This window comes from Acidocella sp. MX-AZ03 (assembly GCF_027626035.1).
GTDB classification, from domain to species: Bacteria; Pseudomonadota; Alphaproteobacteria; order Acetobacterales; family Acetobacteraceae; genus Acidocella; species Acidocella facilis.
Map to the genome: position 1 here is coordinate 1,264,772 of NZ_CP110774.1, position 13,046 is coordinate 1,277,817.

At 64.8% G+C, this 13,046-nt stretch carries 11 protein-coding genes and 2 pseudogenes; all 13 read right to left on the bottom strand.

The features are described from left to right. Positions 1-38: 38 nt before the first annotated feature. Positions 39-1,096, bottom strand: a pseudogene (locus tag GT370_RS07070) (inorganic phosphate transporter). After that, entirely contained in the window at positions 1,053-2,111 is a 1,059-nt protein-coding gene (locus GT370_RS07075; protein ID WP_008492488.1) for a DUF47 family protein, read from the bottom strand. The pseudogene GT370_RS07070 and the gene GT370_RS07075 overlap by 44 nt, the downstream one beginning before the upstream one ends. A 157-nt stretch (positions 2,112-2,268) precedes the next feature. Next, positions 2,269-3,452, bottom strand: a pseudogene (prpF, locus tag GT370_RS21330) (2-methylaconitate cis-trans isomerase PrpF). Between the two features lie 5 nt (positions 3,453-3,457). Then, positions 3,458-6,055, bottom strand: coding sequence for a Fe/S-dependent 2-methylisocitrate dehydratase AcnD (gene acnD, locus GT370_RS07090; RefSeq protein ID WP_008492486.1), 2,598 nt, complete (start codon positions 6,053-6,055; stop codon positions 3,458-3,460). Further along, on the bottom strand, positions 6,052-6,738 hold the full coding sequence (locus tag GT370_RS07095; RefSeq protein ID WP_008492485.1) for a GntR family transcriptional regulator: 687 nt from the start codon (positions 6,736-6,738) through the stop codon (positions 6,052-6,054). The genes acnD and GT370_RS07095 overlap by 4 nt, the downstream gene beginning before the upstream one ends. A 78-nt stretch (positions 6,739-6,816) precedes the next feature. Then, positions 6,817-7,635: a phosphodiesterase gene (locus GT370_RS07100; RefSeq protein WP_008492484.1), complete on the bottom strand. Its 819-nt coding sequence runs from the start codon at positions 7,633-7,635 to the stop codon at positions 6,817-6,819. Next, positions 7,632-8,663 (bottom strand): ABC transporter ATP-binding protein, encoded by a 1,032-nt coding sequence (locus GT370_RS07105; protein ID WP_008492483.1) that lies wholly within the window; start codon positions 8,661-8,663, stop codon positions 7,632-7,634. The genes GT370_RS07100 and GT370_RS07105 overlap by 4 nt, the downstream gene beginning before the upstream one ends. Continuing rightward, positions 8,660-9,040: an ABC transporter permease gene (locus tag GT370_RS20765; protein ID WP_333490027.1), complete on the bottom strand. Its 381-nt coding sequence runs from the start codon at positions 9,038-9,040 to the stop codon at positions 8,660-8,662. The genes GT370_RS07105 and GT370_RS20765 overlap by 4 nt, the downstream gene beginning before the upstream one ends. Then, the gene (locus GT370_RS20770; protein WP_333490028.1) at positions 8,995-9,456 is read right to left on the bottom strand and encodes an ABC transporter permease; all 462 of its coding nucleotides are present in this window, start codon (positions 9,454-9,456) and stop codon (positions 8,995-8,997) included. Before GT370_RS20770 ends, GT370_RS20765 begins: the two co-directional genes overlap by 46 nt. Before the next feature lie 5 nt (positions 9,457-9,461). After that, the gene (locus GT370_RS07115; RefSeq protein ID WP_270184365.1) at positions 9,462-9,806 is read right to left on the bottom strand and encodes an ABC transporter permease subunit; all 345 of its coding nucleotides are present in this window, start codon (positions 9,804-9,806) and stop codon (positions 9,462-9,464) included. Between the two features lie 2 nt (positions 9,807-9,808). Then, a complete protein-coding gene (locus GT370_RS07120) occupies positions 9,809-10,279 on the bottom strand; it encodes a hypothetical protein (protein ID WP_270184121.1) in 471 nt (156 codons plus the stop codon). Then, positions 10,279-12,318, bottom strand: a complete 2,040-nt coding sequence (locus tag GT370_RS07125) for an extracellular solute-binding protein (protein ID WP_270184122.1) — start codon at positions 12,316-12,318, stop codon at positions 10,279-10,281. The genes GT370_RS07120 and GT370_RS07125 overlap by 1 nt, the downstream gene beginning before the upstream one ends. Before the next feature lie 86 nt (positions 12,319-12,404). Then, positions 12,405-13,004: a TetR/AcrR family transcriptional regulator gene (locus GT370_RS07130; protein WP_008492477.1), complete on the bottom strand. Its 600-nt coding sequence runs from the start codon at positions 13,002-13,004 to the stop codon at positions 12,405-12,407. Between the last annotated feature and the right edge of the window lie 42 nt (positions 13,005-13,046).

Genomic DNA, 13,046 nt, shown 5'->3' on the forward strand with positions numbered 1-13,046 from the left:
TCTCGCCGGCTTTTGCCCCTGGAGACGATCCGGGCGGTTCAGAGCGCGGCCACCAGCAGATAAACCACCGCGCCGACCACAGCCGAAGCCGGGATGGTCACCAGCCAGGCTACCACCACGCGGCTCGCCACACTCCAACGCACCGCCGAGGCCCGCCGCGCCGCCCCTACCCCTACGACGCAGCCCATGATGGTATGGGTGGTGGAGACCGGCACGCCCAGCGCGGAGGCCGAGAACAGCATGATCGACCCGCCCGCCGAGGCGCAGAAAGCCTGGTGCTGGTCCAGCCGGGTGATCCGGCTGCCCATGGTCTGGATGATCTTCCACCCCCCGCCAGCGTGCCCAGCGCCATCGCGATGTAGCAGCCAACCACCACCCAGCCCGGCACATGGAAATGCGGCCCGAGCAGCCCTTGCGAGAACAGCAGCACGGCGATGATGCCCATGGTCTTCTGCGCGTCATTGGCGCCATGGCCCACCGAATAGGCCGCCGCCGAAAGCAGATGCAGCGGCTTGAACATCGCTTCCGCTCCCCGCGCCGTCACGCGCTGGAACAGCCAGCTGGTCAGCAGCATCAGCGCCATCGAGACGAATAGCCCGACCAGCGGCGAGATCACGATGGCCAGCACGGTCTTGTTCACCCCGCCCCACACCACCGCATGCCAGCCCGCATGCGTCACCCCCGCCCCCAGCAGCCCTCCGATCAGCGCGTGGCTGGAGGAGGAGGGAATGCCGCGCCACCAGGTGAAGACATTCCAGGCCATCGCCCCCACCAGCGCGCCGAACACCACTTGCGGGGTGACCACATGCGCATCGACGATGCCCTTGCCCACGGTCGCCGCCACTTTCAGCCCGAAAATCCAATAGGCGGCGAAATTGAAAAAGGCGGCGAAGGCCACCGCCTGCATCGGACCCAGCAGCCTTGTGGAAACCACCGTGGCGATGGAGTTGGCGCTGTCATGCACGCCATTGACGAAATCGAAGGCCAAAGCCAGCGCCACCAGGGCGATCAGCAGCGGCAAAGCCAGCGTGGCATGCGCGATCATGGCGGCCTCAGGAATGGTCGATGACGAGGCCGTCAATCTCGTTGGCGACATCCTCGAACCGGTCCACCACACGCTCCAGATGGCTGAAAAGCTCGCGCGCGACGATAAAGCCCATCGGGTTCGCCGCGCCATGCGCCTTGAAGGCTTTCTTCAGCCCGGCGGCATGGATGTCATCCGCCTGGCCCTCCAGGCGCACCAGCCGCCCGGTCAGCTCATGCAGCCGCGCCGCATTGGCGTGGATGTTGCGCAAAAGCGGCAGCGCCTCGCCCAGCAGCCGGGCGGAATCGGCGATGATGGCGCCCATGTCGCGCATCTCCGGCTCGAAGGCGGAAACCTCGAACAGAGCGGTAGCCCGGGCCGTCTGCTGCATCTCGTCGATGGCATCATCCATCGAGGAGATCAGCCCGGTAATGGCGCTGCGGTCGAACGGGGTGAGGAAGATGCGGCGCACGCTGCGCTTCACCTCACGGGTGATGGCGTCCGCCTCCTCCTCGCGCTCATTGATCTCGCGCATATGCTGGCCCATGCCCTCGCCGCCCTGCAGCAGGCGGGTCAACGCGCCGCTGGCGGCCAGCAAGGTCTGGCCATGCGCCTCGAACAATTCGAAAAACTGCCCCTTCTGCGGCAGCAGCGCCTGGAACCAATGAAACATCCGCAACCCGTCCTTCAAGCCCCGCAGCCGCTCCAGAAAGGCGGCGCGCTTATCCAAACTCGCCAGCTCGCTGCCACGAAAACTGCGGATCAGCTGGCCCAGATCCACCTCATCCACCGCCTTGGCCGCCTCGCGCAGGGGAAACCAGCGCCGCTCGCGCTCGGCGCGCTCCGGCCATTCCTCCAGCAGCCCGGTGACGGCAAGCGGGAACACATCCACATCCACGAGCAGGGAGGCGCCGGTGCGCAGCAATTTCCGGTAGCGATAGCTGCCCAAAGCCGCCGGGCAGGCCGCGCCCTCGATCCCGGCTTCCTCGAACGCTTCCTGCGCGGCGGCGGCGTGCGGCGGCAGACCCTTCATGCGGTTGCCCTTGGGCAGCACCCAGCGATGGGTGCGCCGGGAGGTGACGAGCATCACCTCGATCGGCGCATCCAGGGCGGTGCCCGCGATACGGTAAGGGAGAGCGGCAATCTGGCGGATAATCGGACCTGCGAACGTGAAAAAGACGGCTGAAAGCCGGGCTTATCCGCCGCTTCCCCTGTCACGTCAATGTCACATTTGCGCGCGTCAGTCAGCTCTCTTGCACAGGCACATGCACGAACCCGCTCATCAGCACCCGTGCCGAGCGGCTCATCACCGCCTTGGCCACCAACCAGGCGCCGTTCTCCTGCTTCGCCCCGGCGCCGACGCGCAGACTGCCCGAAGGATGGCCAAAGCGCACCGCCTCGCGCACACCGCCGCCGGCCGCCAGATTGACCAGCGTGCCCGGCACCGCAGCCGCCGTGGCAATGGCGACCGAGGCCGTGCCCATCATCGCATGATGCAGCTTGCCCATGGACATGGCGCGCACCAACAGATCGATATCCCCCGCCGCGATTGGCTTGCCGGCGGAGGAGATGTAACCGGCGGGTTGCGCCACCCAGGCGAGCTTGGGCGTGTGCTGGCGCGTGGCGGCCTCCTCCAGCGTCTTGATCAGGCCCATTTTCAACGCGCCATGAGCGCGGATCGTCTCCAGCCTGGCAAGCGCCGCAGGATCGCCATTCACATCATCCTGCAGCTCGGTGCCCTTATACCCAGCGCCGCGGCGTTGAGGAAAATCGTCGGGATGCCGGCATTGATCATCGTCGCCTCGAAGCTGCCAATGCCCGGCACTTCCAGCGTATCGACAACATGACCGGTGGGAAACAACGCCCCGCCATCGCCTTCCTCGGCGGGGTCGAGAAATTCCAGCTCGATCTCGGCGGCGGGGAAGGTCACGCCATCCAACTCGAAATCCCCTGTCTCCTGCACCGCGCCATTCGTCATCGGCACATGTGCGATGATGGTCTTGCCGATATTCGCCTGCCAGATGCGGATGGTGGCGAAGCCGTCACGCGGCAGCCGCGCCGGATCGACCAGCCCGTTGCTGATCGCGAACGGCCCGACGGCGGCGGAAAGATTGCCGCAATTGCCTGACCAATCGACAAATGGCTTGTCGATGGCGACCTGGCCGAAGAGATAATCCACATCATGATCCGGCCGCGTGCTGGCACTCAGGATCACGGTTTTCGAGGTGCTGGAGGTCGCCGCCCCCATGCCGTCAATCTGCTTGCCGTAGGCATCCGGGCTGCCGATCACCCGCATCAACAACGCATCGCGCGCCGGCCCCGGCTTTTGCGCCGCCGCCGGCAGATCCTGCAACCGGAAGAATACGCCCTTGGAGGTGCCGCCGCGCATATAGGTGGCGGGAATTTTAATCTGGGGGGCAAATGCCATGGCGCTCACTCCGCCGCCTGCGCGGCACTCAGGAAGTCCTCAGCAAAACGCTGCAACACCCCGCCGGCCTCATAGATCGAAACCTCCTCGGCCGTATCCAGCCGGCAGGTGACGATTTCCTGCGAGACCGTGCCTTCCTTGTGATGGATGGTGAGCATCAGCTCCGCACGCGGTCGCAGCGCGCCGGTGACATCATAGGTCTCGGTGCCGTCCAGCCCCAGCGCCAGGCGGGTGCGTCCTGGTTTGAATTGCAGCGGCAACACCCCCATGCCGATGAGATTGGTGCGATGGATGCGCTCAAACCCTTCCGCGACAATCACCTCAACCCCCGCCAGCCGCACGCCCTTCGCCGCCCAATCGCGCGATGAGCCCTGGCCGTAATCGGCGCCCGCGATGATGATCAAAGGTTGGCCGCGCTGCATGTAGGTTTCAATCGCTTCCCACATGCGCATGGTTTTGCCTTCCGGCTCCACCCGCGCCAGCGAGCCCTTGCGTACCGCGCCCTGCTCATCGCGCACCATCTCATTCAGCAGTGTCGGGTTGGCGAAGGTGGCGCGCTGGGCGGTGAGATGATCGCCGCGATGGGTGGCGTAGGAATTGAAATCCTCCTCCGGCAGCCCCATCCGCGCCAGATATTCGCCCGCCGCCGAATCCGGCAGGATGGCGTTGGAGGGCGAGAGATGATCGGTGGTGATATTATCGCCCAATATCGCCAGCGGGCGCATATTGCGCAGAAGCCGCGCCCCGGCCAGCGCCCCCTCCCAGTAGGGTGGACGGCGAATATAAGTGCTCTGGCCGCGCCATTCATAAAGCGGACTCACCTTGCGCCGGGCCGCGCGGGTGCCGAACATCGCCTCATAGACCGTGCGGAACTGCTCGGGCTTCACCGAGGCCGAAACCACCGCATCGATTTCCTCATCGCTCGGCCAGAGATCCTTCAACCGGATCTCCTTACCGCTTGCATCATGGCCCAGCACATCGCGCTCGATATCAAAGCGGATCGTGCCCGCGATGGCGTAGGCGACAACCAAAGGCGGCGAGGCCAGGAAGGCCTGCTTGGCGTAGGGATGAATGCGGCCATCGAAATTCCGGTTCCCGGAGAGCACGGCGGTGGCGTAGAGATCGCGCTCGATAATCTCCTGCTGAATCACCGGATCCAGCGCGCCGGACATGCCGTTGCAGGTGGTGCAGGCGAAGGCCACAATGCCAAAGCCAAGCTTTTCCAACTCTGCCGTCAGCCCCGCCTCGTCCAGATACAGAGCCACCGCCTTCGAGCCAGGGGCGAGCGAGGATTTCACCCAGGGCTTGCGGGTGAGCCCGGCGCGGTTGGCATTGCGCGCCAGAAGCGCGGCAGCGATGACATTGCGCGGGTTGGAGGTATTGGTGCAGCTGGTAATCGCGGCGATGATCACGGCGCCATCCGGCATCTTCCCAGCTTCCTCCACCCAGGGTGCGGCCACACCACGCGCGGCAAGGTCCGAAACAGGTAACCGCTTATGCGGGTTGGAGGGCCCGGCCATGCTGCGCACCACGGAGGAAAGATCAAAACGCAGCACACGCTCATATTCGGCCTGCGCGAAATCATCAGCCCACAAGCCCGTGGTTTTAGCGTAGGTTTCCACGAGAGCGATCTGGGAAGCCTCGCGCCCGGTCAGGCGCAGATAATCGATCGTCTGCTCATCGATGGCGAACATCGCCGCCGTCGCCCCATATTCCGGCGCCATGTTGGAGATGGTGGCGCGGTCGCCAATGGTCAGGCTGCGCGCCCCTGCCCCGTAAAATTCCAGATAGGCACCAACAACTTTCTCACGGCGCAAAAATTCGGTGAGGCTGAGCACGATATCGGTGGCGGTAATGCCCGGCTGCCTGCGGCCGGTGAGTTCGACGCCGATAATATCCGGCAGCCGCATCCAGGAGGCGCGGCCCAGCATCACATTCTCCGCCTCCAACCCGCCAACGCCGACGGCGATGACGCCGAGCGCATCCACATGCGGCGTATGGCTGTCCGTGCCGACCAGCGTATCCGGAAACGCCACCCCATCCTGGGTGTAGATCACCGGGGAAAGCCGCTCCAGATTGATCTGGTGCATGATGCCATTGCCCGCCGGCACGACATCGATATTATCGAAAGCCTCGCGCGTCCAATTGATGAAATGGAAGCGATCGGCATTGCGGCGCTCCTCGATTTCCCGGTTTTTCTGAAACGCGTCTTTCTCAAACCCGGCATGCTCGACCGCCAAGGAATGATCGACAATCAGCTGCACCGGCACCACCGGGTTCACTTTCGCCGGATCGCCACCTTTTTCCGCGATCGCATCGCGTAGCCCCGCCAGATCCACCAACGCCGTCTGCCCCAGAATATCATGGCAGACCACGCGCGCCGGATACCAGGGAAAATCAATCTCGCGCTTGCGTTCGATCAGCTGTTTCAGAGCCGCTTCCAGAAGCGCCGGGTCGCAGCGCCGCACCAGATTTTCCGCCAGCACCCGCGATGTATAGGGCAATGTCGCGTAGGCGCCGGGCGCAATCGCCTCCACCGCCTCGCGCGCGTCAAAATAATCCAGCCCGGCCTGGCCGAGGGGCTTACGGTACTTGCTGTTCATCGCTTGGCTTCCTGCAAATTCTGTTTTTCGATATTGAGCCGGGAGGTGCGGATATGCCGGCGCATCAAAAGCTCCGCGAGCTCACCGTCACCTTGCGCGATGGCGTCCAATATCCGGTGATGCTCGGCAAAGGCCTGCGCCGGGCGGTTGGGCATGCCGGCATATTGGATGCGATACATCCGGGCCAGCTGGTAAAGCTCATCGCATAACAGCCGGAACAGCATGGCATTGCCACTGGCCTTGACGATGCGATAATGAAAATCGAAATCGCCTTCCTGCTGATAATAGCCGCGCCCGGCCTGGAAGGCTTCATCGCGCTCATGCGCGGCCAGTACCGCGCGCACCGCCTCCACCTCTTGCGGGCTCATCCGCTCGGCCGCCAACCTGCAGGCCAGGCCTTCGAGCGATTCACGGATCTGATAAAGCTCGTTCAGCTCCTCGCGCGACAGCGCCACCACCCTGGCACCGACATGCGGCACCCGCACCAGCAGTTTTTGGCCTTCCAGCCGGTGCAACGCCTCACGCAAGGGGCCGCGGCTGATGCCGTAGGCGCGCGCCAATTCCGGCTCGGAGATTTTCGCGCCGGGCGCGATTTCGCCTTTCACGATGGCGGCCTGAAGCTGGCGCAGAACCTGTTCGGTCAGCGTCTCGCTCTCAGGGCTTGGCAGCGCGTCTTTGTCCATATTGTTGACAGTTTCCGTGCCTGACTGCGTCGATTTGGCAGAAATCTACGCATAATCGGCTAAACTGTCAACAATCTATCATTCGATCAAGCGGCCCTCAGCGTCAAAGAACGGAAACGGCCCGGCCCAGCCGCCGGTCAGCGCGGTATGGCTGACCAGCCCGCCCGCCTCGGAAAACGCATGCAGTTGGTAGCCGCCCGGCTCCATCATGAAGGCCGACGGCGCGTCCTCGCGCAGATCCAGCACGACCTGATGCGCGGTGGAGGGCGCGATGGAGGCGATGCTGCCGGCCCAACCGGTGGTGATCGGCCGGTGCACATGCCCGCAAATCACCCGCAGCACCTGCTTATGCCGGCTGACGATGGCGGCGAAGGACTCCGCATCCGCGAGGCCAAGCTTGTCCATATGGCCGATCCCGGTCGCGAAGGGCGGATGATGGAGGGCGATCAAGGTCGGGCGCTCCGGCTGCTCCTCCAGGCGCTGCGCCAGCCAGTCCAGCTGCCCCGCCCCAAGCGCGCCGCCGCCCTGCCCCGGCACCAGACTATCCAGCGCGATGATCCGCAATTTGTAAGCTTCAATGGTGTAGCAGGCCGGCCCCTCCATGCCGAGATAGCCATGGCCCGGAAACGCCGCGCGCAGCGCCTCACGCGCATCATGGTTGCCGGGCAGCAGATAGAAAGGCTGTGTGAGCTTGGAAAGATGCCGCACCAGTCGCGCATATTCCTCAGGATGGCCGGTATCAACCAAATCTCCGGTGAACAGCACCAGGTCCGGCCGCATCGGCAGCGCCGCCAGATGGTCAAGTGCCGCCTCCAACGCCGCCGATGTATCCACCTTCCGGTAGGCGAGCTGGCCTTCGCGCTTGATATGCAGGTCGGTCAGTTGCGCGATGATCATGCGGCGGAGCTTTCAGGCAGGATAATGAGATGATCGAGATCGAGCGCCACCGGAACCATGGCCCCCGGCAGCGCCTCCAATCCGGGCGGCGCATCCAGCGCCATCGCCGTGCCATCAGGCAAAGTGACACTCAGGCGTGTGCGCTCACCCAGGAATTGCGCCGCCTCGATGCGCACCGGCACACCTTCCGGTGCCACACGCAGCGCCTGCGGACGCAGCATCACCTTGCAGCGCCCTGGCGCCTGCGCGCACAGCGCCTGCAGCCCGGCCACATGCAGCAACCCAGCCTCGACATGTCCGGAAAATCCCGTGCTGGCGCCGATAAAATCCGCAACAAAGGCATCCGCCGGCTGAAACCAGATTTCGCGTGGCGTGCCGATCTGCGCGATATGCCCTTTGCGCATCACCACCAGCCGGTCGGCCAGCGCCATCGCCTCCTGCTGATCATGCGTCACATAGATGGTGGTGATGCCAAGCCCGCGCAGCAACGTGTTGATCTCACCGCGCAGCGTATCGCGCAATTTCGCATCCAGAGCGGTCAACGGCTCGTCCAGCAGCAGCACATCCGGCGCGGCGGCTACGGCGCGGGCCAGGGCGACACGCTGACGCTGCCCGCCGGAGAGCTGAGCGATGGCGCGGTTGCCAAGATCCGGAATGCGCATCATCTCCAGCATCTCAGCCACACGGGCCTGGCGCTGCGCCCTCGCTACACCGCGGATATTCAAGCCATAACCAATATTTTCGGCGACACTCATATTCGGAAACAGCGCATAGCTCTGGAACACCATGCCGACATTGCGCTTCTCAATCGGCAATCTGGTCACATCCCGCCCGCCGAAGAGAATGCGCCCGCCTGCATCCGGGCTCTCCAGCCCGGCGATCAGCCGCAGCAGCGTGGTCTTGCCGCAGCCTGAAGGCCCCAGAAACACCAAGGTTTCACCGGCATGGATGGAAAGATCCACCGGTTCCAAGACGCGCGTGGCGCCAAAAACCTTGCCGCATTGATGCAAGGTGATGTCAGTCGTCATGGTTTCTCTCCGGCGCGCGGCTTCGTAGCGCGCTGCAAGGCGAGCAGCAGCGGCACAGTCATGATGAAAAAGATCAAGGTGTAGGCACTGCCGATTTCCAGACGCATTGAGGCGTAGGCATCGGCCAGCGCCACCGGCAAGGTCTTGGTCAGCGGCGTGTGCAGAATCCAGGTGAGGTTGAATTCGCCCATCGATAGCGTGACGACGCTGAGCGCCCCCGCCAGAATACCGTTTTTGCAATTGGGCAACACCACGCCAAGGAAGCGCCGGGTAAACCCCGCACCGAGACTCGCAGCCCCTTCCTCAAGCGTTTGTAAATCCGCCGAAGCCATCACCGCCAGCACCGCGCGGACCATGAAGGGTAGCGTGAACAGCACATGCCCAGCCAGGATGAACCAGATGCTCTGGCGGAAATCCCCCAGCCATCATAGGCCACCACCAAAGCCAGCCCTGTCGCCAGCCCCGGCACGGCAACGGGCAGAATCAACGCCTCCTCCGCCAGCCGTGCCAGCCGGCCAGGCGCACGCGCCAGCGCATAGGCGGCGGGAATGCCGATCAACGCCGTCGCCACCAGGCAGAGCAAGGCGATTTCGATGGAGAGCAGGATCGTCGGCCAATACAGGCTGAGCACCTGCTCCACCCACTGAAAGGTCAGCCCTCCGCGTAGCCCCAGAAAGGCGTTGCGCATCAATCCGGAAAGCACAGAGTAGGCCATCGGCACCGCGATGAACAGGCAGGATGCCAAAGTCACCGCCGCCTGCAGCCAAAAGCCGAATTTGTAAGGTTTCATCATTGCATTTAACCGCTTGCGGCAACACCCGCGCCGGTCAGGCTGCGGGCCAGAAACAACGCCGCCCAGCTCACCAGCCCGAGCAGCAAACTCAGTGCCGCGACCGAGGAGAGATCCGTGGTCAGGGTGAAATCCGTGTAGATCATCATCGGCAGCACGGTCACGCGCGTTGCCAAGGTGAAGGCCGTGCCAAACGCGCCCATCGAGGTGGCGAAGGTGAGTGCTGCCGCCGAGACCAGCGCCGGGCGCAAGGCCGGCAGCGTGATATCCCTGAAAATCTCAAAGGGTTTTGCGCCGAGGCTACGCGCCGCCTCCTCCAGCGCCGCATCCAGCCCGCGCGCCGCCGCCAGCATGGTCAGCACCACGCGGGGAATGGAGAAATAGAGATAGCCAAGAAACAGCCCCAGACCGAGTAGGCAAACACGATCCGCCCGCCATGCAGAGCGAGGCTGAGCTGGGTAACCAGCCCCTGCCGCCCACCCAGCATGATGATCATGAACCCGACCACCACGCCGGGAAAGGCCAAAGGCAGCGTCAGGATCGACACCAAAAGCCCCTGCCCGGGAAATTCATGCCGGCCTAGAAACAGTCCGCAGATGCCACCAACCACCAGCGTCGCCAGTGTCACCAATACGGAAAGAATGAAGGTGGCGAGCAGGCTTTGCAGATGCCGCGCATCGCCCAGCGCCAGCGCGTAGCCGGCCCAGCCATGCGCGCCCTGCCCGCCGACATGCAGAAAGATGCCCAACGGGACGACAAAGAACCCCAGAAACACCAGGGCGGCTGGCAGGGCGAGCCCTGCCAGCCTGAGACGCGATGGCGCCATTACGACACTTCAGCGAGATAGCGCGCGGCAAAGCCCTTCTGCGCCGCCGCAAGTGCCGCCAGATCGACAGGGCGCGCGCGGGCATAATCGGAAGCCGGCAGGAAGCGCGCCTCGATCTCCGGCGGCAGCGCCACCGGGCGGGCCGGGCGCAGATAGGCCTTCGCCCACAGCGCCTGGCCTTCATCGGAGAGGGTGAAGTCCAGCAGCTTCTTGCCATTTGCCAGATGCGGCGCGCCCTTCAGCAGCGTCATCACATAAGGGAAACTCACGCTGCCTTCCCGCGGAATCACGAACTCCACCGGCGCCTTGTCGGTATATTTGGCGCGGTAGGCATCGAAATCATAATCCAGCAGAATCGGGATTTCGCCGGAGAGCACGCGGGCATAGGCGGTCTGCTTCGGCACGATCGGCTGATTGGCCTGCAGCTTCTTGAAGTAGGTGATGGCCGGGGTGAAATCCGTGTAGCTGCCGCCCATCGCGAGATTGACCGCCACCGCGCCGACATAGCCGACCGCCGCGCTGGACGGGTCCAGATAGCCGATCATGCCGCTATAATCGGGCTTCAGCAGATCCGCCCAGCTCTGCGGCACGGGCTTGCCGCCCAGCGCCGCCTTGTTGACGAAAAAGCCCAGCGTGCCGCTATGGATGGCGAACCAATAGCCGTCCGGGTCTTTCTGCCCGGCCGGCACCTGGTCAAACCCGGCCGGCTTGTAAGGCTGGGTCAGCCCGTCCTGCTTGGCCTGAATGCCAACCTGCCCGCCCAGATACATCGCATCCGCCACCGGATGCGCGCGCTCGGCCAGGGCCGCGGCCATCGCCTGGCCGCTATTCTTGTCGTCAGCCGGCACGAAAATGCCGGTTTTCTGCTGAAACGCCTTCAACTGGCCGGCCCAATCCGCCCATTCCGGCGGGCAATTATAGCAAATCGCCGTCTCCTGGGCGAAGGCGCGGCGGGAGATCGCGGTGCTGGCGGCAAGCGCACCGGTCAGCGTCAACATGGTACGTCTCAACATGGCGTGGTCACTCCTGGGGGTTGCGGCCGCGAGCGACTGCCCGGGCCGGTAGCGATGGGAAAGGCGGATCTGCGCGGGCGGGCTGGCCTCGGCCAGGCGCGCCAGCAGATGCAGGAAGGCGCGCCGGCCCATCTCGCGGGCCGGCTGCACGATGGAGGCGAGGCTGGGGCTGATCAGCTGGCCGACATTGATGCCGTCCATGCCGATGACCGAGACATCCCCCGGCACCGCCAGCCCGAGCGCGCGCAACCCGGCGATGGTGCGCAGCGCCAGCAGATCATTCGAACAGAACAGCCCGGTCGGCCGGCCAGAGGCGGTGAACACATCGCCCAGCGCCGCCGCCTCCTCGGCATTGAAATCGGCCTCGATCAAGGCCGGGGCCGGCAGCCCGGCCTCCGCCACCGCCTGCATGAAACCGCGATGGCGACGGCGCGAGCGGTCCGAGGCGAGAAACCGCCCCGCCACCATCGCCAGCCGCCGATGCCCCTGGGCGATCAGCGCGCGCGCCGCATCCGCCCCGGCCGCCTCGTTATCGACGGCGACGCTGGCGCGTTCCGGAAACGGCGATTCATTGTGAAACAGCACATAAGGCTGGCCGGCCTCGTCCAGCGCATCCAGGGTCGGGCTGCGCTCGGCATCCGCGACGGTGACGATCAGCCCGGCCACGCGCTCGGCCAGCAGCCCCTCCATCGCCGCCCGCTCCTGGGCGGGGTCGTAATCGCTGGAGGTAATCAGCACCGTCCAGCCCGCCTCGCGCGCCGCCTCCTGAATCCCGGAGACGCTGTCGGCGAATACCGGATTGGCGAGGGTGGGCAGCAACACGCCGACAGCCCGGCTCTGCCCCCTGCGCAGATCCCGCCCCATGCGGTTGGGCCGGAAGCCCAAGGCGCGGACCACCTCCTGCACGCGCTGCGCCGTCTCCGGCCTAATCCGCGCCCCGCCATTGAGCACCCGCGAGACGGTGGCGATGGAGACACCGGCCTGCGCGGCGACATCGTGCAAAGTGGGGCGGGGTTGCGATTTCATGCGGGCGCTTTAGCGCGCCGCCGATGACAATTTCGCGACAGTCCGGAAACGCTTTTATGAAAATGAAAACGTTTACATCATTTCCCTTATCCGGCGCGCAGATACATCCCGAGCATCCGCGTCAGCTCCGCCACCAGCTCTTCCTCCTGCCCTGCCTTGGGCACCTGCTTCATCATCAGCAGCACCGGCATCGCCATCGCCGCCGCGCGGCCGGGGGCGAGTGGCGGCCTGGCTTGAAGCAAAACGGCTTCCACCAAAGCGCGGCTGCGCGCACGGAACGGCCGCGCCTGGCCCACCAGATCCGCACAAGCCTCCAGCAAGGAAGGCGCCAGCGCCCGGTCCTGCTCATGCGCGCGCAGCACCGCCAGCAGCCCGGCCGCCAGCGCCTCCGGGCTCAAACCCGGCGCGGCATCGCGCAGCGCCCCCAGACTTTCCTCCAGCCGCGCGGCATAGCGCTCCAGCAGCGCCATCGCCACGGCGGCTTTGGAGGGGAAAAACTGGTAGAGCGAGCCGATCGGCGCCCCGGCGCGTTTGGCGATCTCGGTCATCGTCGCCGCCTCCACGCCTTTTTCCGCAAATAGGCTTGCGGCGGCTTCCAGCAGTGCGGCCACACGCTGCACGCCGCGCGCCTGCTTGGGCGCCTTGCCGGGCTGGGTCGCGCTTGACGAATGTGAGGACACGCTCATATATCCGAATGTGAGGAAACCCTCATAATACAGTCCCCCTTA